The sequence below is a fragment of the Anaerolineales bacterium genome (genome assembly GCA_015075625.1).
Lineage (GTDB): Bacteria > Chloroflexota > Anaerolineae > Aggregatilineales > UBA2796 > UBA2796.
The window spans coordinates 552,949-572,778 of record JABTTZ010000002.1; the positions used below are offsets into that span (position 1 = coordinate 552,949).

Here is a 19,830-nt window from a genome sequence, read left to right on the forward strand (position 1 = left end):
TTGGTGCAACTAAGTACAAGCAAACGATTCGTTGGGGGTGGTTGATGGGACGGTGAGTCAAAGACCTCCTATCCCCCCTGCTCCCTTTCCCCGCACGCGAAGAAAGGGGGAGAACTCACTCTCCCTCAGCCGTTTACGGGCGGTGGTGCGGACGCCCTATAGCGCGCCCCTACTTCTTGATCCACCCCCCCCATTCCTTGCTGAGTGTCTTCAGATTTTTGCCAGTGGCAATTTCCAGCGCCTTCGGAAAATCATGATCGCGGGCGAGGGCGGTATGCACACGGATAAACGCCTCGTCGCCATAGGTCAGTTTTAGCCAATTGATGAAGGTCGCCCCCACATAATAGGGATACGGATAGCCACTTCCATCAGGGGGCAGCGGCGGGACGCCAAAAGCGAGATCGGGCGGATCGTAAGCGATCATAAACGATCTAACCAATGTTTCGGGGTCGCTTTCGGGGATGCCCTCAAAAAAGCGGGCGCTTCCCTCCATCCAAAATTTTGGGGCGTGTTCGCGCACACTTTGGTATTGAAAGAGGTGCGTCAATTCGTGGCGGATGATTGACTGCCCCGTGAAGGCAATCGAATCATAGATCATGACTACTGCCCCGCCCCACTGCCCACTTGCCAAACCAATAAATTCATCGCTGAATTCCGGCGGCGACCAATCGTCAAAGTCCCGTTGACGGTTATAAACGACAATACGCGGCTCGTAAAGGAGCCTGTAACCAAATGCCTTCTCCAAAATGGCAAAGCTATCGTCCGTCGCCTTTGCCAGCGCCGCAATGTTCGCCGCTGACTGGTCATAGGTAAACAGAACGGCTCGTTTCGTTGCGGTGCGCGTCCATTGATGGAATTTCGCGTCGGTATATTCGTTGTAGGCGATGTCCGTCCGCCACTGCCGCCCGTTGCGATCTGTAAACACCCACCAACTGGCGAACTGCTGCCAGGGGATTTGCAGCCCCATCTGGCGATTCCAGCGGAATTCCAAGTCCAGCGGTTCGCCCACTTTTTTTGTTGCCACCCGAACGCGGTAATCGTATTGCAAAATGCCATTGTTCTGGGTCAGGTAAAAGCGTGCGTCCTGAATGGGAACATCGGGAGTCAGACTCACCCGAAAAATCGCTTCTGTCGGAAAATCACTCTCAAACGATTGCTCGGCTACCATGAGGGGGAGATCGTCGCGCCGTTCGGCGGTGACCGCCTCAGTCACCTTGAAGGTCTGTTCGGCGCTTTCCACCACAGAGCCATCCGCCAGCGTTAGCCGCCAGCGGTAAAGGACGCGATCTTCGTGGGTGGGCATTTTATCAACGCCCATCGTATATTGGATCGGCTGGCGGAGGGGTTCGCCAATCGTCTGGACGGGGACTGCCGCTTTCACCTCGCCGCCTGTGTTGCTTTGGGGGAAGGTATAACGAAGCTGGATTCCGGTGATTTTCTGTGTGCGGGGGGTCACCCGCGCTACAAAGGTGATTCGTTTGGCGGCGTATTTGGAGGTCAGCGAATCAAAGGTGAGCGCGTCGCCTTCGGCAAGGGGTGTTTGTGAGGGGGCGGGGGTAACGCTCACCCCTTCAGCAACAGCGGTTGTCGGCAATGTTGGCAAGGGAGGTGACGTTGGGGTAGGGGTAGAGCGTGGTACGCGAGTGACAATCTGAGTGACAAAGACCTGCGCTGTGGGGACAGGCTGCCTTGCCCCCCCACCCGATGAACATCCCATCGCAGTCAGAATAAGAATGAACAGGGCTAGGCGAAGCAGTGTATTGCCCTTCAGGGTCATCGTGTGGCGTATCCTTATGCGGGTTTTGTCCGTTAATTTGGGTACGAAACGCCGCCTATGGGCGTGCCAAACCCCACACATGCATCAAATAGCGTGCCGTTTGCGCCAAACGATTCAGCGTGTCGGCACGGCGTTGCAGCACAACAACCCGATCCGGCAGTTGTTCGGGGCGCAAGAATGGTAAGCGGGTTTCATCAGCAAGGATGATCAATGGGGTTGTCGCCAACCAGCCATAACGCGAGGTGTGCTGCATTTCCAACCAGCGTAAGGCGTTGATCCCCGTATCAGGATCATCATTGACCAGCACAAGGGATGGGCGATACCGCCCGGCAAGATTCAGCCCCGCATCGTAGGTGTCGGCATCAACGACTTTAAACCCTTGCGATTCCAAGCGGTCTCGGTACGGATCGAGTGTATAGGGCGAATTATGCACTTTAAGAATATAGACAGGAGGTGCGGCATCGCGCTTTTCCTGCTGTACCGAGATAGCACTCATGCTGAATTCTTTCCGCCTGTGCAGCAACAAACAGCGTTTAAGGTGATTACGAGAGTGAACAGGCTGGAGTTGCTGCTACCCGCCAGATTCGGCTGCACCTTGCAGGGCATCCTCCATTGTACGGTAGAGTCGCTCGCCTATTTGGTATAACACCAAACGGTTGGAAAAGCGTTGCACAATGGCAGGAACTTCCTCTGAATCAAAGACCCTGACAACTATTATAGCACCATGTTCAGGGTACGGATCGCTGACTCCTAACAGTCCGGCATAATCACGCCAGTTATCGCGGACATCTGGCAGCGGGCTGCGCAAGATGATCACTGTCACCGGACGCGGATCATCCCCGCGCATGGCGTTTAGCCGCTCAATTTGGTCAACGCCTGCCTTGTTGTAGCGCCATAAGCCGTTCATCCAATCGGGCGGGAGCGGCTCGCGCAGGCGTGCTGGCGTATAAAACACGACACTGGCGACGCACACCGCCCACAGCCCAAGATAGACAGGGTGAATGGGAAAGCGTCCCCATAAAGGTCGGATTTTCAGCGTCCGCGCCAACGTCACAACCCCATAGGCACTTACCAGACAGACGGCAAAGGTTGCCTCGTAGTAGTAGCGTGTGCTGTAGGCGGCAGCCCCATTGACCACTGAGCCGATCCAATAGAGCAGCCCAGAGGCGATGAGGGCGATCAGGAACAGGGTGAAAAACCATACCCATTCGTGTTTTCGTCCATACCACCAGCCCATACCCAGAATCAGCCAACTTAGCCCTGCCCCCGCTCCCCAGCCCACCGTAAGCCGCAGATAGTCGGCGGCGGGGGGAGGCATGACGACACCGTAGAGATCACGAAACCACGCGGCAAGATCGGCACGGGCGTTCCGAAAGCCATAGTAGAGGGAATGTCCCCCCTTGTTCAGCCCGATTCCCTCGCCAAAACCGATCACATCATAGCTCCAGAGCAGGGCGTAGGTGTTTGTGCGCGGATCGCCCGTTGTGGCGTAATTGTAGAGAGGGTAAAGCGCTGCTGTGGGCAGCGCCCCTAGCGCCATGAATACACCCATACGGAGGAGCGCCCCTTGTGCCGTGCGCTCTCCCCGCAGCGCCCACAGTCGAAACAGCATATGGGCGGCGACGGGGAGCGCCATTGCCACCGCCGTCAGCGGCCTGGTTGCCGCCAATGCCCCCCATGCCAAGCCGCCCATGACGGCGAACAGCCATACGGGAATTGCGAAGGGGCGGGCGTTGGGAGACTCTGAAGGGGGAGAGTTACGGGGGAGCGTCCGCCAATAGCCATAGACAAAAAGGAGCGTACACGCCATCGCCCATGTGTGGCTCATCAGGGAGGCGTTTAAGAGCAGCGCCATCGGGCTGATCGCCAGCAAGAGCGCTCCCACAACGCCCACCGTCGGATCAAAGACCTCCCGTCCCAGACGGTAGGTAAGCCCCACATTGAGCGCGGCAAGCAGCGCATTGATCAGCCATGGCTGCCCAACAAGGACACCAAGCGCAAGGGCGAGCGACCACCCCGGCGTGTATTTGCTATATTGGCGCTGGTAATCGCCATCGGGCGCTTTTTCTTGCAGCATGAAGGGCTGCCAAAAATATTTTGGCGGGTCGTTGCCGCGATCCAGCCACACCCGCCTGCCAGCGAAGATTTTCGCTTGGTAAAGGTAGGCAAATTCATCTTCAAGGTGTGGCAGCCGCTCAAAGGTGGCGGCGCTGATCAGCGCTGAGGCGATGAAGGCAGCGCCCATAAGGGCGAGGGCGATTGCTGTATGAAGGCGTATCGGCAAGGGAGATATGCGTGTGTTCATGCGCTGCTGACGGGGCAACCTCACAGGGTCGTCCCACAAAGCCTACTGTCCTTCTAATGATCTCACCTGTGTGGGGAAACACGAATGAGTATACCGTTTTGGCGGGCAGTTCCACAGAATTCCCCCACCAAAACGCCTAGCGCCGTTTTACGCTTATTCCGTTAGCTGAGCGGCAATGAGCGCTGCCGCTGCCTCAGCGACATGCGCAGCGGGGTTATTCGCCCCAAACATGCGCACCGCCATGAACGCCCCGTCCATCAGCAGCAGCAGTTGGTCACCTAACGTCTCTGGCGCACGAGCGCCCGCCCCCCGCGCCAGATCAGCGAACCGAGTACGCACAACGCCCTTGTGTTCCAGCGCCACTTGATGCCCCGGATGGCTCTCGTTGGGAAAATCAACAGCGGCATTCAAGAAGGGACAGCCATAACACTGCGGACTTGTCACCAGTTTTTCCAGTGCCTTGAAGAAGGCGATCAACTGTTCACGCGGGTCGTCGCCCCCCTTCGCCGCCGATTCCTCAAACCACACCCAGAATAATTCGTCGGTTTGCTTCAGATAGGCAACGATCAAATCATCTTTGGAGGGGAAGTGGCGATACAAGGTCATTTTAGCGACGTTGGAACGCTCAATGATCGTATCGACTCCTACTGCCCGAAAGCCATCCCGAAAAAAGAGGGCGGCGGCACTTTCCAAGATCAATTCGCGTGCGGACTTCTTCCCCTCACCCTTTGTACCCATGCCGGTTTGCTCCCCACAGGTCGCCTGTGTGTCTGCCCTAATTTCGTGTTGGTTTTGATGGTTAATCGGCGGCTTCCCTTACGCTGCCGCCAAAAACGGGTTTGTGCAAAAGAGCCAGTTGACAGTATACAGACCTGTCTGTATGATTATGATCAATTAAGGTAGACAGATCTGTATCATTCTACAAGAATGATGTGCGGAACGCAACTATCGACCACAAAAGGGACATTTCTATGAAAATCGGGTTACAGGTCGTTCGCTTTGATTGGCAAGGCAGCCCGCAAAATATTGGCGCACGTTTGGCTGAAATCGCCCGCACCGCTGATGAAGTGGGGTTTGCCAGCCTGTGGGTGATGGATCACTTTTTCCAAATTGACGGCGGGGGTATGGGTCACGCCGAAGACCCGATGCTAGAAGGCTATGCCACCCTCAGTTTTCTGGCGGGGGTGACAAAGCAGGTACGGCTTGGCACGATGGTGACAGGCGTCAATTACCGTCAGCCGGGCTTTTTAGTCAAGCAGGTCTCCACCCTTGATGTCCTTTCCGGTGGACGCGCTTGGCTAGGTATTGGGGCAGGCTGGTATGAGCGTGAAGCAGTGGGGCTTGGGCTGCCCTTCCCGCCTTTGAAAGAACGGTTTGAGCGTCTGGAAGAAACCCTTCAGATTGCTAAACAGATGTGGTCGGGCGATGTGTCCCCATACAACGGAGTGCATTATCAGCTTGCCGAACCGATCAACACCCCCCAACCCCTGACAAAACCCCACCCCCCTATTTTGATTGGGAGTTCAGGCGAAAAGAAAGGGCTGCGCTTGGTCGCCCAGTACGCTGATGCCTGTAATCTGTTTGCCTTTGGCGATAGCCAAGCCCTCGTCCAAAAACTGGATGTTTTGAAACGCCATTGTGATGAGGTAGGGCGCAATTATGAGGACATTGAACGCACCGTCCTTACCTCTTTTAACGCCGGCGAAGGGGGTACGGATGTTGCCAGCGTGATTGAGAAATGCCGAGGCTTAGCCGCTATTGGTATTCAGCACGTCATTTTTTCCGGCGTCTCCAACGTCCACAACCTGACACCGTTGGAGTTGATCGGGCGCGAGATCATCCCGGCAGTTGCAGAATTTAGATAACACTCAAAGAGGTACTCATGAGTTGGCACCGATTAGCTATAGCTGATCCTGAATTAGCAGCCTTTGGCAAAGAACGGTTACATGACCGGGGTGCTTATCTTGCCACGATTCGCAAGGACGGCTCACCGCGCTTACATCCGGTCAGACCAATTGTTAGCGACAAGCATCTTTTCGTCTTCATGGGATCGACCTCACCCAAACAGCACGATATGGTTCGAGACGGGCGGTATGTTCTGCACGGCACAATTACCAACCCCGATGGGGGGCCGTGGGAATTCTACGAGTTCTATGTCGAGGGTCGGGGAATACTCGTAAATGACCCCGCCATGTATCAGATAGCCAATGCCGCCACCGCCTACCCCCGTAACGAGACGTTCATTCTTTTCGAATTACATGTTGAGGGTGCATTTTCAACTGTATACGGAATTGATGGGCATCCAATACGACGACGCTGGCGCACTCCATGACAGAGTGCCGAGGGGTAGCGTTATCGGCACACACCGATGAGAAAGGAACATAAGTTGTGGAACACAGCACATCCTTAGGGAGCAGCAGCCTGAAAGTGCCTCGTCTAGGCGTTGGGGCAATGACCTGGGGGGACGCCAAAGGGCTTTCCCGTTTTCACCCCGCCAAGACCGCTTATGGCGGCGCACACGGCGCTGAGGAGGAAAAGCGTGCCTTCGAGTTAAGCCTAGCGGCGGGCGTCAATTTGTTTGATACGGCTGCCATGTACAGCGGCGGCGCATCGGAGCGTCGCATAGGAGAATTGGTACGCGGACAAGATGCGCTGATCGCCTCCAAGTTTCCAGCGGGGTTTTCGTTCCGCGCCGAAGGGTTTCCAAGCGCATTAGAGGCAAGTCTTGCCCATCTGGGACGAGAGACGATTGACCTCTACCAGCATCACTTTCCGATGCGGAGCGTGTCCATTCCAGACTTGATGAATCACATGGCGGATGCAGTTGAAGCGGGCAAAATCCGGGCAGTGGGCGTCAGTAACTATTCCGCCCAACAAATGCGGGAAGCGCACGCGGCGCTTGCCAAACGGGGTATTCCGCTGGCATCGAATCAGGTTGAATATTCGCTCCTTCACCGCCAACCAGAGACGAATGGGATTCTAGATGCCTGTCGGGAGTTGGGGATCACCCTTATCGCATATTCGCCATTGGCGGGCGGCAGGTTAACCGGTAAGTATTCGGCGCAAAAGCGGGCGGGGGGCTTCTTCCGGCGCGTTCTGCCCCAATACAGCCGCCGCGCATTGGATGCCATACAACCCTTGATACAGCTTCTGCGTGACATTGGGGAGCGCTATGGAAAGACCCCTAGCCAAATCGCTTTGCGCTGGCTGGTAGAAAACCCGCTCGTCCTTCCTATTCCGGGCGCAAAGAATGGCAAACAGGCGATGGAGAACGCCGAGACCTTGAAATTCTCGTTGACCGCTGAGGAAGTGGCAGCGCTTAGCCAAGCGTCGCTGCCCAAGCGGGGCTAAAGACGGATGGCGAGGACTAGGGCGTGTCTGCAAAGTGTTCTCGGCGCTGAAGCGCCGGACTGGAAGCAGGGTTTGGGGTTTCCGCTGGTCTCAGCTCCGTGCTTTAGCACGGGGGGTAAGGCATTTTGTCGCAGACAGACCCTAGAACAGCGGGAACACTAGGGCAGCTCTGGGATGCACAGCCGCCCAGAGTATGTGTCCCCTTGCTCCACTTGCATGGGCTGAGGGAATGAACAGTTTAGAAACAACTAGCAAAAACCAACCAAAGGAACAACGTACATGAAAATCGCAGTTCTTGGCACAGGGATGGTCGGACGGGCAATCAGCGCAAAACTGACCGAATGTGGGCATGAGGTGATGTTAGGCACTCGTGAGGTCAGCAAGACGTTGGCTCACAACGAGCCAGACGGGATGGGCAATCCACCCTTTCACGTGTGGTATGAGCAGCACTCGCAGATCAAACTGGGAACGTTTGCCGAGGCGGGCGCTTTTGGGGAGCTTCTTTTCAACTGTACCGCAGGCGGCGTTTCTCTTGAGGTGCTGAAGGCGGTGGGCGAAAGCAACCTGAATGGTAAAATTCTGATTGACATTGCCAACACGCTTGATTTCTCGCGGGGGATGCCCCCCACGCTCTCCGTTGCCAACACGGATTCCCTTGCCGAACAAATTCAACGCGCCTACCCGCAGCTTAAGGTGGTGAAATCGCTCAACACGATGAATGCCTATCTGATGGTCAACCCGGCGCTTTTGCCAGCCGAGCATGATGTGTTCGTCAGCGGAAACGACGCCGAGGCAAAAGCGCAGGTGGCGGCATTTCTCAAGGACAATTTCGGTTGGAAATCCGTCATTGATTTGGGGGATATTCAGACAGCACGCGGTGCGGAGATGATGCTGCCGATTTGGTTGAGTCTCTTTGGTGCGCTGCAAACGCCCATGTTTAACTTCAAGGTTGTGCGGTAGGGTCGCACCTACATCCCGCGCTGTCAATGTGTTTCCCTGTCGGGGCGTCAGGTAGTAGGGGCATCATGCATGATGCCCCTACGTCAATTTGTCGCCAGTGTGCCAACATTTGTGCCAAGTCAAAGGGGGCGGTTGGGAAAACAACAATTTCGATGTACACTCCTCAGGGTGCATGTCGAGACACAGCGAGGGGCTACCGTTGACAACGTGGATCGTGGTCGAAGACGAACCCGATATTTACGATGTGCTGTTGGCAATGTTCGATCTTTGGGGGATCGAGGGCATTGCTTTTGTCGATGGCGGCGAAGCCGTCGCTTGGATCGATGATGTAGATCGGGGAACGGTGACGGGGGAACTTCCCGAATTAGCGCTGTTGGATATTCGCGTTCCCGATGTGCCGGGACCGGAAGTAGGGGCGCGGATTCGCCGCAGTCCACGTCTGGGGCAGATCGCCGTTGTGCTGATCACCGCCCACCGCCTCAACCGTGATCAAGAAGAAGAAGTCAAAGCGGTTTCGCAAGCCGATGCGCTGCTCTATAAACCGCTCCCCGCCATGCCGGAACTACGTAAAATTCTTGATACCATTATCCTGAAACGAAAAACACCGCCAGCGGGGGCAGGACTGTCTGTACCAACGACGAACAACACTGCCGCTGCTGCCACCAGCAAAGCGCCCACCGCCCCCACCCTGGGACAACCCGCCGCGCCGCCATTAGAGAGCGCCGCAGACACGGCGAAAGACGGGACAAAGGCCGGAACGTCTTCCCCGACAACCTCGGCTGCACCATCAACACCGATCAAGCCAGAGGGGGGGACGCCCACCCCACGTTCATCGTCCTAATGCCCGATCATGCCATGTTGTGTGTTGAGCTTTACGCCCCTTTCCTTGCCCTACACCTTCTCAGCAGAGTGAGCTAACCCTATGGAAAATCAGAAATCCAACGAAATGACGACCACGCAACCCAGACGCAGCGTTCAACGTCGGGGTCGTCAATTGATGGTCATTGGCGCGTTGGTGTTGATGTCCGGCGTTTTGGTCGCCGCGCTTGGTTTTGTTATCTCCCTCATTTTTGGGAGCGGCTTTTTTGGCTCGTTGATCATCGTCTTTGGCGGTCTTGTTTTCCTCGCTGGCATTGGTCTCATGATTCGTGGGGTCACCCTTCGGAAAGATAACGAAGAAGCCGATAGCGTCGCCGGAATCTTAAAGGTTGTTCTGGATGCCCGCTATACACTAGTGGGTAATGTAAAGCAGCGCGGCTTGAATTATATTGATGCCGTCTTGGTCGGTCCGCCGGGGGCGCTCGTCATGCGGGTGAGCAAGCAAAGCGGCACATTTCGCAACGAAGACCTTGATTGGTTGGAAAGCCGCAACGGAAAACCGCCCATCCTCAGCGGTCACAAATTCAGTCTAGAGTGCCTGCAAGATGTTCTTTCTCTGCGCGAATATTTGGGTAAACATGGCTTGACCAGCATTCCCGTGTATGGCATTGTCATTTTCATCAATCCTGATGTACAGCTTTCTGCCAGCAACCCACGCATCCCCTTTGCCGATATTCGCACCCTGTTGCCGGTGATGCGCGAAGATTTCCTGCGCGAAGATCGCATCCCTCAACAAGTGTGCGAGGCAGCCGTTCAACTGTTGAGCGCCTAAGGGGATGGTATCCGCCCCGCTTGGCAAAAGATGACAAGGATCATACGAGGGGCTGCCAAACACTACCAAACAAGATGAGAAAAACTTTTGCTCTTGCTGTAACCGTACTATATCCCCCATCGATGGATGGGGTTTTATGTCGGTTGTTGGTCAATCTACACAGGATCACCTGAACCTATGGGCATGATTAAACCTGTCGCCACTGTGTCGGTGGCGCCCAATCTTCCGCCAAGCCTCGAACGGCTCTTAGAATTGGCATATAACCTTCATTGGTCGTGGGATGTGGAGGCGCGGCTGCTCTTTCAGCGTTTAGACCGCGATCTTTGGGAAGAAACCGTTCACAACCCCGTCCTGCTGCTGGGCAGAGTCAGCCAGGCGAAGCTCCAAGAAGCGGCAGAGGATGAAGCCTTCCTCGCCCACTTGGATCGCGTCTGCGCCGCCTTTGACCGCTACATGAACGAGAAATCAACGTGGTACACCAAAAACGTTGGGGCGCCGCCCGAAAAACCGGAGATCGCCTACTTCTCGATGGAATTTGGGCTGACCGAATGTCTGCGGAACTATTCCGGCGGTCTGGGGATTCTCTCTGGCGATCACCTGAAAAGCGCCTCCGATTTGGGGCTGCCTTTAGTGGGCGTGGGCTTGCTCTATCAGGAAGGGTATTTCGCCCAATACCTGAACGCCGATGGCTATCAGCAAGAAGAATACCCGATCAACGATTACGCCAACCAGCCCGTCAGCCGCGTCCTCGGTGAGGATAAACGCCCCCTGTTGGTCAAGGTTGCCCTGCCCGGGCGGATGCTTCACGCCCAAATTTGGCGGGTGAAGGTCGGGCGTGTGCCGCTCTACCTACTTGATACGAATATTCCCGAAAACACCCTCCAAGAGGATCGCAACCTGACAGACCGGCTCTATGGGGGGGATCGCCGCCAGCGTATTCGCCAAGAAATCCTGATGGGCATTGGCGGTATTCAGGCACTTTCGCTGATGGGCTATAAACCGATTGTCTATCACATGAACGAAGGACACAGCACGTTCATGGGCTTGGAGCGGATTCGCCTTCTGATGAAGGAAAATCCGGGGCTAAACTTCATCCAAGCAAAGGATATTTGCGCCGCCGGAAACGTCTTTACGACGCACACGCCCGTCCCCGCTGGCTTGGAGCGTTTCGGCTTCGATCTAATCGATGAGCATTTCGGCGCGATGTGGAGCGAGCTTGGCTTAACGCGGGAGCAGTTCCACGACCTCGGACGGGAGAGCATGGGCGGCTATGATCTCTTTGCCATGCCCGTTTTGGCGCTCAAGCTCTCTAGCGTGGCAAATGGGGTGGCGCGGCTTCACGGCGAGGTCAGCCGTTACCTGTGGCGGTGGATTTACCCCAACCTGCCCCAAGACGATGTGCCGATCAGCCATGTGACGAACGGGATTCACGTCGAAACATGGCTCAGCCGCGAGATGATGCAGCTTTATGATCGCTACCTCGGTCCCGAATGGCGCACCGACCCCACAAACAAGAACGTCTGGAAAGATGTGGAGAAGATTCCTGACGCTGAACTATGGCGGACGCACGAACGCCGCCGCGAACGCTCGATTGCTTTCTGTCGTGAGCGCTTGCGCAAACAACTGCAAAAGCGCGGGGCGTCTCCCTCTGAGATTGCCTATGCCGATGAGGTCTTGAATCCAGAAGCGTTGACCATCGGCTTTGCCCGTCGCTTTGCCACCTACAAACGGGCGACGATGATCTTCCGAGATCGGGAGCGCTTGGCACGCTTGCTGAACAACTCCGAACGCCCTGTCCAATTGATCTTTGCGGGCAAGGCACACCCACACGACACCCCCGGCAAAGAACTGATCCGCGAGATTGTGAACCTTTCCCGCCTGCCGGAATTCCGCAACAGCATCGTGTTCCTAGAGAACTACGATATGGCGGTGGCACGGATGATGCTGCAAGGGATTGATGTGTGGCTGAACAACCCACGCCGCCCCGAAGAAGCAAGCGGCACAAGCGGCATGAAGGCAATCTACAACGGCGGCTTGAACCTCAGCACGCTGGATGGCTGGTGGGACGAAGGCTACAGCGCCGAGGTTGGTTGGGAGATTGGGCGCGGCGAGGAATATCCCGAAAGCGCCTACGCCTTGCAAGATATGGTGGAGTCACAAGCGCTGCTCACCATTTTGGAAACGGATGTCGTCCCCCTGTTTTATGAACGGACTCGTGACGGCTTGCCGCGTGAGTGGATTGCCAAAATGAAGAACAGCATCCGCGACTTGGCGCCCTTCTTCAACACCTATCGGATGGTGCGTGAATACACCGAGAAATTCTACATGCCGGCGAAGGAACGCTATCTACGGCTGACCAGCCCCGACCTAAAGCGGGGAATCGCCTACTCGCAATGGCTGACGCAAACCTACGCCTTGTGGGAACAGGTGAAAGTCCTCCATGTGACAACGAACGCCAACGACCTAAAAATCGGGGATTTGCAAGAGGTAAAGGCGCTTGTTGATCTGGGGCGTCTGACCCCGAAAGATGTTCGCGTACAGGCGTATCATGGGACGCTCGATACACAAGGGCTGCTGCTTTCGGGGACGGCAAAGGACATGACGGCGACGAACGCCCGTAATGGCGATGGTTCGCCCGTCTATGAATTCGTCACCGAGATTGCCTACGACAGCACGGGACAGCAAGGACTTTCCGTGCGTATTCTCCCCAACCACGAGGATTTGCCGACTCCCTTCTTGCAAAACCTGATCCGTTGGGCGTAAGTCACGCTGAATTTCCGATACCTCGGTTCTGTTGACGGTTTTGGTGCAGAACCCCTATCCCCCCTGCCCCCTTTCCCCGTAGACAGGGAAAGGGGGAGAGAGTCTTCTCTGTTTACAGAGTGGGGGTTAGGGTTTCCAAGTCCCGAAGGGGTAGCTGCGTGAGCGCCCGACGTTTTAACATCGGGCGCTCACGCAGGGCGATAGGCGCAATGCATTGCGCCCCTACGGGAATTACAATGTCAACAGACCTTCATCAACCATGAATGGTTAATGAGGTGTTCCTCTTTCCTCCCCCGCGCTAGAATCACCGCCAATGGTAAGCGATCAACAAAAAGGATATTCCCTTGCATATTTTAGTCTCAAACGACGATGGCATTTTTGCCCCCGGTTTACTGGCGCTGGCAACCATCATGCAGGAATTTGGGCGCGTCACAGTGATTGGTCCCGAAGAAAACCAAAGCGCGAATGGACACCGCAAAACCCTGACAAAACCACTCCGCGCCACGCCTGTGAAGTTAGGGGTGGGCTTTGACGCCTACAGCATCGACGGCGCTCCGGCAGATTGTGTCTCGCTGGCATTTTTGGGGTTGATCAGCACGCCGGTGGATATGATTGTTTCAGGAATTAATCGGGGGACGAATTTGGGGCAAGACCTCACCTACAGCGGGACGGTTGCCGCCGCCTTTGAGGGAACGATTCACGGCAAACCATCCGTCGCTTTTTCCTACCAAGATCGCTCTCTAGAAGCTGATTACACGGCGGCGGCGGAATGGGCGAAACGAATCGTCACCCATGTCATTCAACAGGGACTTCCCCGTATGACGCTGCTGAATGTGAACATCCCCCATTTGTCTCTGGCTGAAATCAAAGGAGTGCAGGTCACCCGCCAGGGGACGAGCATCTACCATGATGAGTTGGTCACCCGCCTTGACCCCTCTGGACGCCCCTATTACTGGATTGGCGGGGAAGCCCCAACGGGCGACATCTCCCAAGAAGGCACGGACATTTGGGCTGTTCATCATGGCTATGTTTCGGTAACGCCCATCCACTTGGACATGACGGCACATACGATGATGGACACCCTGAAAGGATGGGGGTTGTAGCCTCCCTCATGAGCGATCAGGAAAAACGCAGGCGGGGGGATTCCTTCGTCCCGATTCGCAATTCAGGGCGCATCTTCCTCACGGGCGGTACCGGCTTTCTTGCCCTTCGCGTTGCCGAGGCACTTCTTGACGCCGGGGCGGCGGTAACCCTCTTGGTGCGCCCCGACACCGAAGAACGCCTTGCGGCGCTGCGCGATCAGATTGAAGTTGTCACGGCGGATGTCTGGAATCCGGGCAGTTTGCGGGGGCGGGCGCGGGGACATGCCGCTGTCGTCCACCTGATGGGCGGAGTGAAGCCCGACCCCAAACGCGGACTCACCTTTCGCCAGTTGAATTTCGTCTCGGCACGCAATGTCACGGCGATGGCGGTCAACGATGGCGTCCCCCACATGGTCTTTCTGAGCGCCGCCGCCAACCCGCCCGGTCTGCCCATCGACTACATCGAGAGCAAGCGCGAAGCTGAGCGTTACCTTCAGAAATCCGGCTTGGCATGGACAATCCTCCGTGCGCCGCCGCTCTATATCCCCGGTGGGCAGCGCAGCCCGCTCTATGCTGTTGCCTCGCTGCTTGCCCGCATCCCCCTACTGGGAATGCCCTTCCGCCCTTACGCGCCGCTTTCCGCCCTGCGGATGGCGCGGGGGATTGCGGTCTTGGCGCTCACTGGCGATTCACACACGAACCGTCTTATTCGGGCGGGTGAACTGCGCCAGATCGGACGCCGCGCCGAACGGCAGATTGTCCCCACGCGCCACGCGCCGCCCATCCGCGTTGTGCGCACTGAGGGCGCTGAGGATGAACCGCCCTTTGGCTGGCTGCCGGGCGGGTAGTGGGTGAGTTGTGGCGCAGGTATCCTTATGGAGTCAGAATTGAAAAGAAGCATTCGTTCAAAACAATCCCAGATGAAAGCACACCTACAGGATTTTTCAAGGAGATTGACCCCTTAGTGGTTGACAGTCCCGCTTATCACGATATACTTACCAATGGGCTAGGCGGTGCTGATCTAAAGCGTAACCGAACGACGCCCGCCCTTCTTGTAAGAAGGCTGGTTGCAGCCCAACCAGTGAGGGTACTGCAATAATGACCACCCCACCCACCATCCCCGCCATTTTTGACTCGCTGGACTACGGACCCGCCCCCGAAGCCGACACCCCCGCCCGCGCATGGCTGGCAGGGCGCGGCGATGGGAACAAGATGCCCCTTTATATTGATGGGGCGTTCGTCGTTGGGGCAGCGCATTTCGAGAGCATCAATCCCGCCACCGGAAAGCTCCTAGCACACATTGCACAAGCGAGCGACGATCAGGTGAATCAGGCGGTGAGCGCCGCCCGCGCCGCTTTTGAGTCGTGGGGGAAAACACCGGGACATGTCCGCGCCCGCTACCTCTATGCGCTGGCGCGGGGAATACAAAAGCACTCGCGGATGTTCGCCGTTTTGGAGACGCTGGACAACGGCAAGCCGATCCGCGAGACGCGGGATATTGATATTCCTCTTGTGGCGCGGCATTTCTACCACCATGCGGGGTGGGCGCAGCTTATGGCAACGGAATTCCCAGAGTTTGTGCCGCACGGCGTCGTGGGGCAAATCATCCCCTGGAACTTCCCCTTGCTGATGCTGGCGTGGAAGATTGCCCCGGCGCTGGCGATGGGCAACACGGTGATCCTCAAACCTGCCGAGTTCACCTCGCTCACAGCGATCCGCTTTGCCGAGCTTTGCCATGAGGTCGGTTTGCCGCACGGGGTGGTGAACATTCTGACGGGGGATGGCAAGGTGGGGGCGCTGCTCACCGCCCATCGGGGAATCGACAAAATTGCCTTCACGGGCTCCACTGAGGTGGGGCGGATCATTCGCAAAACGACGGCGGGCAGCGGGAAAAAGCTCTCGCTTGAATTGGGTGGGAAGTCCCCCTTCATCGTCTTTGAGGATGCCGACCTTGACAGCGCGGTAGAGGGCGTTGTCGATGCGATCTGGTTCAATCAGGGACAGGTCTGCTGCGCCGGATCGCGGCTGCTTGTCCAAGAAAACATTGCCGAACGGTTGATCAGCAAGCTCCGCACGCGCATGGAAACGCTCCGTGTGGGCGACCCGCTGGATAAGGCGGTGGATATTGGGGCGATTGTCGCCCCTATCCAGTTGGCAAAGATCGCGCAGCTTGTGGAACAAGGGATTCAGGAAGGGGCGACCTGTTGGCAACCCTCGTGGGCAGTCCCCAAAGAGGGTTACTTCTTCCCGCCAACACTCTTTACGAATGTCGCCCCCGCCGCGACGATTGCCCAAGTCGAAATTTTTGGTCCCGTCCTCGTCACAATGACCTTCCGCACCCCGGAAGAAGCGGTTGCCCTCGCCAACAACACACCCTTTGGCTTGGCGGCGTCGGTGTGGTCGGATAATCTGAACCTCTCCCTTGATGTGGCGCGAAAGGTGAAGGCGGGGACGGTCTGGATCAACGCCACAAACCTTTTTGATGCGGCGTCTGGTTTCGGCGGCTATCGGGAGAGCGGCTACGGGCGCGAGGGCGGGCGCGAGGGGCTGTATGAATACATGACGCTCCCCCCCCATACCCCCCCATCTGGCGGCAATTCACAACCAAACCCCGATCAAATACCCACCGCTCTTGGTAGCACTTCTGGTGGGACGCCAGTCCCCCTTGACCGCACAGCGAAACAGTTCATCGATGGCAAACAGGCACGCCCTGACTCCGGCTACTCGCTGCTCATTCGGAACGCCTCTGGTGCGCTGGTAGGAGAGGTTGGCGAGGGCAATCGAAAAGACATTCGGAACGCTGTTGAAGCGGCAGCAAAAGCGGCAGCCACATGGGGGTTCACGCATGGGCATCAACGGGCGCAAATCCTCTACTACACTGCCGAGAATCTCGCCATCCGTGCCGCCGAATTTGCCGCCCGTTTGGAGCATATGACGGGGGCGGCGGGGCGTGCTGAGGTAGAGGCAAGCATTGAGCGGCTCTTTACATGGGCGGCGTGGGCAGATAAATATGAAGGCGTCGTCCATAACACACCGCTGCGCGGAGTTGTCATGGCGATCCCCGAACCGATTGGCGTGATCGGCATTGCCTGCCCAGACGATGCGCCGCTGTTGGCGTTCGTGGATACGGTCATTGGTGCGGTGGCAATGGGTAATACGGTGGTCGCCATCCCCTCTGAGCGCCACCCCCTTGCGGCGACGGATTTGTATCAGGTCTTTGAGACCTCCGATATGCCAGCCGGCGTGATCAACATCATCACGGGCAAGCGCGAAGGCTTGGTGAAGGTCTTGGCAGAGCATGAAAACGTTGATTCCGTGTGGTATTTTGGCAGTTCGGAAGGGGCGGCGGCGGTAGAAGCCGCCTCGGTGAGCAACATGAAGCGGACATGGGCGGTGGCAAAACCCCGCGATTGGTTTGCAGCGGGGCGGGCGGCGGAACTGCTCCGCCACGCCACACAGGTAAAGAATATCTGGACGCCCTACGGGGAGTAGGGGCGCGCATCACAGGCTGAAGCGTTTCCGCTGAAAGAGGACGGCGACCAGCCACGAGAAGGGATTATTCGGCGTTGGCGGCGGCGGCGGGGGGACAGCCTCCCGTTCCGCCGAGGTTTTCGCCCGCACACGGCGCAGTTCCAAACGCAGGCTTTCCTCGCCCCGTGCCATTGCCCAAAGGTGATTCATCTTGAAGATTGGCTTTAGCAAAAAGGAAAGCCGTTTCAGGAGCGGTTTTTCGGCGCGAATGTGCCAATCGTAGGTGATGTCTACGAAATTTCCATCGGGTTTGAACGTCCACACCCCGCGCCCGACGAAATCACCCTCGGCGGTCAGGCTAAAGCCAAGTGGGTGCGCCTCAGTGACGGTGAATGTCCAGCGCAGGGTGTAGGGCAGCCACCCTTTTGTGTAAAGGTCGATCCGTTTGCCAATGCCGTCGGCATCACCAGGAGCAAGTTCTTTCACGGCAAGGTAGACCGACGACCACCAACGAGGCAAATCCTTCGCCTCGCGGAGAATGGCGGTGATTTCCTCAAGGGCTGCTTCCATCCGCCAATGGGTGATGAAATGGTAGTCATTCGTGGGCATACAGGGGCATCCTTTCTGAATGTATCCGAGAGGTAGTCTAATGGAAGTCCATTTTGCGGGCAACCCACGAGAACTTGTCTCAAATTCCTTGCCTCAATACACTTGAATTTGCTAAAGGTGAGGACAAAACCCCATAAGGAACGCCATGCCCATCTACAGCATTGATTTTGGTACAACAAACACGGTCATTGCGCGGCAAACAGAGGACGGTGGTGCTGAAATCGTCGCCCTGCCGGAATTAAGCCTGCCCGCCGCTAGTGGACTTCCGCCGCTGATTCCTTCCCTTGTCTATATCACCCCCGATAGGCTGCTGAGCGGGGCGATGGTGCGGAGCGAGGGCTACGATCAACAGCCGACGAAGCGCCTCTTTCGTGATTTCAAACGGGGAATCGTGAATCCCAAAACCGCCCAAAGCCGCTTTATTGATGGGCGTGAGTGGCGCGATCACGAGGTGGGGCAAGCCTTCCTCCGGCGACTCATCGCGTCCCTGCCAACACCCATCGCCCTGATCGATCCGCTTGTATTGACCGCGCCCGTCGCCGCACTGGAGTTTTACCTTGCGTGGGTCAGCCAAACTCTTGAGCGGGAGGTGGGCGAAAAACTCCATATTGTGGATGAGTCAACAGCGGCGGCGCTTGGGTATGCCGTGCAGATGCCAGAGGCGTTCGTCCTCGTCGTTGATTTTGGCGGGGGGACGCTCGATCTCTCGCTTGTCCAACTGCCCGCGCACCGCGAACAAACGGGCGGCGTCTTGAGTAGGCTGCGGCGGGGACGGGGGGCAGAAACGCATACAGCGCGAGTCTATGCCAAAGCGGGACGGACGCTTGGCGGCGGCGATATTGATCGCTGGCTGCTGGCAGAGGTCTGCGCCCGCTTAAACGTTGATCCCGCCTCGCTTGGCGAGGAGTACACCCCCCTGCTGACCGCCTGCGAGACAGCGAAGATCGCCCTTGCCACAAGCGAAGAAACTCGTCTAACCATCACCCTCGGCGGCGAATCAAGAACACTCCCCTTGACGCGCTTAGAGATGCGAAAGGTCTTAGAACAGCACGGGTTCATGGATGATTTGCGCAGCACTGTGGATCGCCTGCTCCATGTGGCGCGGCGGGAAGGCATTCAGAAGGAGGATGTGGCGTATGTTCTACTCACGGGTGGAACATCGCTGCTGCCCATCGTCCAGAGCATCCTTCGGGGGATTTTCCCCAAAGCGGATATACGCGGCGACAAACCGTTTACTGCCGTTGCTGAGGGAGCGCTGCTTGCCGCTTCTGGGGTGGCGCTGGAGGACTATTTGGTAAACAGCTACGGGCTGCGTCACCTTCACCCCGAAACAGGCACACACGCTTATGATGAGATCATCCCACAGGGGACACGCTACCCGATGCCCAAAGCGGTGGAGGTGATCCTCGGCGTGGCACACCCCGAACAAGACGCGGTGGAAATTATCGTAGGGCTGCTAAACAGCGAATCAGTAGGGAACTTGCGGGTGCGCTATGAGGATGGGCAGCCGGTCTTTCTTGCCCAACCCGACCTGACGAATTCCGATCAGACCGCCGCCATTGCCCTGAACAGCGCTGCCCCTCCCATTTTGGCAGCCCTCAACCCGCCCGGAATGGTGGGGAAAGACCGCCTTCGCGCCGCCTTTTGGGTCGATGAGGGACGGCGTTTGTTCGTCACGGTGACCGATATGACCTCAGGGACAGTCCTCCTTCGGGATCGGGAGATCGCCACGCTGCGTTGAGGTAATCGTTTATCATGTGTTTTAGCCTTGCGGCGGGCGATGTGAGGATGAGGTGCTTCCCCCTCTCCCATGAAGGCTGAGGCTGAGGGGGCTAGGGGGAAGGACTACTGCGTAACGTCA

Annotated in this window: 16 protein-coding genes; 11 read left to right on the forward strand and 5 right to left on the reverse strand. The window is 57.0% G+C overall.

The genetic code is table 11. From position 1 onward, the window contains the following. Nucleotides 1–169 precede the first annotated feature (169 nt). The 4 genes from HS103_11040 to HS103_11055 form a co-directional block, all read right to left on the reverse strand. A complete protein-coding gene (locus HS103_11040) occupies nucleotides 170–1,777 on the reverse strand; it encodes a hypothetical protein (protein MBE7513330.1) in 1,608 nt (535 codons plus the stop codon). A gap of 55 nt (nucleotides 1,778–1,832) precedes the next feature. Next, nucleotides 1,833–2,273, reverse strand: a complete 441-nt coding sequence (locus tag HS103_11045; GenBank protein MBE7513331.1) for a hypothetical protein — start codon at nucleotides 2,271–2,273, stop codon at nucleotides 1,833–1,835. 75 nt (nucleotides 2,274–2,348) lie between these two features. Then, a complete protein-coding gene (locus HS103_11050; protein MBE7513332.1) occupies nucleotides 2,349–4,082 on the reverse strand; it encodes a hypothetical protein in 1,734 nt (577 codons plus the stop codon). Between the two features lie 153 nt (nucleotides 4,083–4,235). Beyond that, nucleotides 4,236–4,820: a TetR/AcrR family transcriptional regulator gene (locus HS103_11055; protein MBE7513333.1), complete on the reverse strand. Its 585-nt coding sequence runs from the start codon at nucleotides 4,818–4,820 to the stop codon at nucleotides 4,236–4,238. Nucleotides 4,821–5,053: 233 nt separating this feature from the next. Between HS103_11055 and HS103_11060 the strand changes: the two genes are divergently transcribed. From HS103_11060 to HS103_11105, 10 genes are all read left to right on the forward strand, one after another. After that, nucleotides 5,054–5,947, forward strand: a complete 894-nt coding sequence (locus HS103_11060; GenBank protein ID MBE7513334.1) for an LLM class F420-dependent oxidoreductase — start codon at nucleotides 5,054–5,056, stop codon at nucleotides 5,945–5,947. Nucleotides 5,948–5,964: 17 nt separating this feature from the next. Further along, nucleotides 5,965–6,414 (forward strand): pyridoxamine 5'-phosphate oxidase, encoded by a 450-nt coding sequence (locus HS103_11065; protein MBE7513335.1) that lies wholly within the window; start codon nucleotides 5,965–5,967, stop codon nucleotides 6,412–6,414. Between the two features lie 119 nt (nucleotides 6,415–6,533). After that, complete coding sequence (locus tag HS103_11070) at nucleotides 6,534–7,433, forward strand: aldo/keto reductase (GenBank protein ID MBE7513336.1); 900 nt, start codon at nucleotides 6,534–6,536, stop codon at nucleotides 7,431–7,433. 279 nt (nucleotides 7,434–7,712) lie between these two features. Continuing rightward, the gene (locus HS103_11075) at nucleotides 7,713–8,393 is read left to right on the forward strand and encodes an NAD(P)-binding domain-containing protein (protein MBE7513337.1); all 681 of its coding nucleotides are present in this window, start codon (nucleotides 7,713–7,715) and stop codon (nucleotides 8,391–8,393) included. A 199-nt stretch (nucleotides 8,394–8,592) separates the two neighbouring features. After that, nucleotides 8,593–9,234 carry a response regulator gene (locus tag HS103_11080; protein ID MBE7513338.1) on the forward strand — a complete coding sequence of 214 codons (642 nt, stop codon included), beginning with the start codon at nucleotides 8,593–8,595 and terminating at the stop codon, nucleotides 9,232–9,234. A 105-nt stretch (nucleotides 9,235–9,339) separates the two neighbouring features. Further along, nucleotides 9,340–10,044, forward strand: coding sequence for a hypothetical protein (locus HS103_11085; GenBank protein MBE7513339.1), 705 nt, complete (start codon nucleotides 9,340–9,342; stop codon nucleotides 10,042–10,044). A gap of 186 nt (nucleotides 10,045–10,230) precedes the next feature. Then, nucleotides 10,231–12,807 carry an alpha-glucan family phosphorylase gene (gene glgP / locus HS103_11090; GenBank protein ID MBE7513340.1) on the forward strand — a complete coding sequence of 859 codons (2,577 nt, stop codon included), beginning with the start codon at nucleotides 10,231–10,233 and terminating at the stop codon, nucleotides 12,805–12,807. A 344-nt stretch (nucleotides 12,808–13,151) separates the two neighbouring features. Next, complete coding sequence (gene surE / locus HS103_11095) at nucleotides 13,152–13,910, forward strand: 5'/3'-nucleotidase SurE (protein MBE7513341.1); 759 nt, start codon at nucleotides 13,152–13,154, stop codon at nucleotides 13,908–13,910. An 8-nt stretch (nucleotides 13,911–13,918) separates the two neighbouring features. After that, complete coding sequence (locus tag HS103_11100) at nucleotides 13,919–14,737, forward strand: NAD(P)H-binding protein (GenBank protein ID MBE7513342.1); 819 nt, start codon at nucleotides 13,919–13,921, stop codon at nucleotides 14,735–14,737. Nucleotides 14,738–14,987: 250 nt separating this feature from the next. After that, complete coding sequence (locus HS103_11105; GenBank protein MBE7513343.1) at nucleotides 14,988–17,381, forward strand: aldehyde dehydrogenase family protein; 2,394 nt, start codon at nucleotides 14,988–14,990, stop codon at nucleotides 17,379–17,381. A gap of 9 nt (nucleotides 17,382–17,390) precedes the next feature. Here HS103_11105 and HS103_11110 read toward each other — a convergent pair whose 3' ends face one another. Further along, nucleotides 17,391–17,969: a polyketide cyclase gene (locus HS103_11110; GenBank protein MBE7513344.1), complete on the reverse strand. Its 579-nt coding sequence runs from the start codon at nucleotides 17,967–17,969 to the stop codon at nucleotides 17,391–17,393. A gap of 145 nt (nucleotides 17,970–18,114) precedes the next feature. On the opposite strand from HS103_11110, the gene HS103_11115 reads away from it, so the two are divergent. Continuing rightward, entirely contained in the window at nucleotides 18,115–19,710 is a 1,596-nt protein-coding gene (locus HS103_11115; GenBank protein MBE7513345.1) for an Hsp70 family protein, read from the forward strand. Nucleotides 19,711–19,830: the final 120 nt, after the last annotated feature.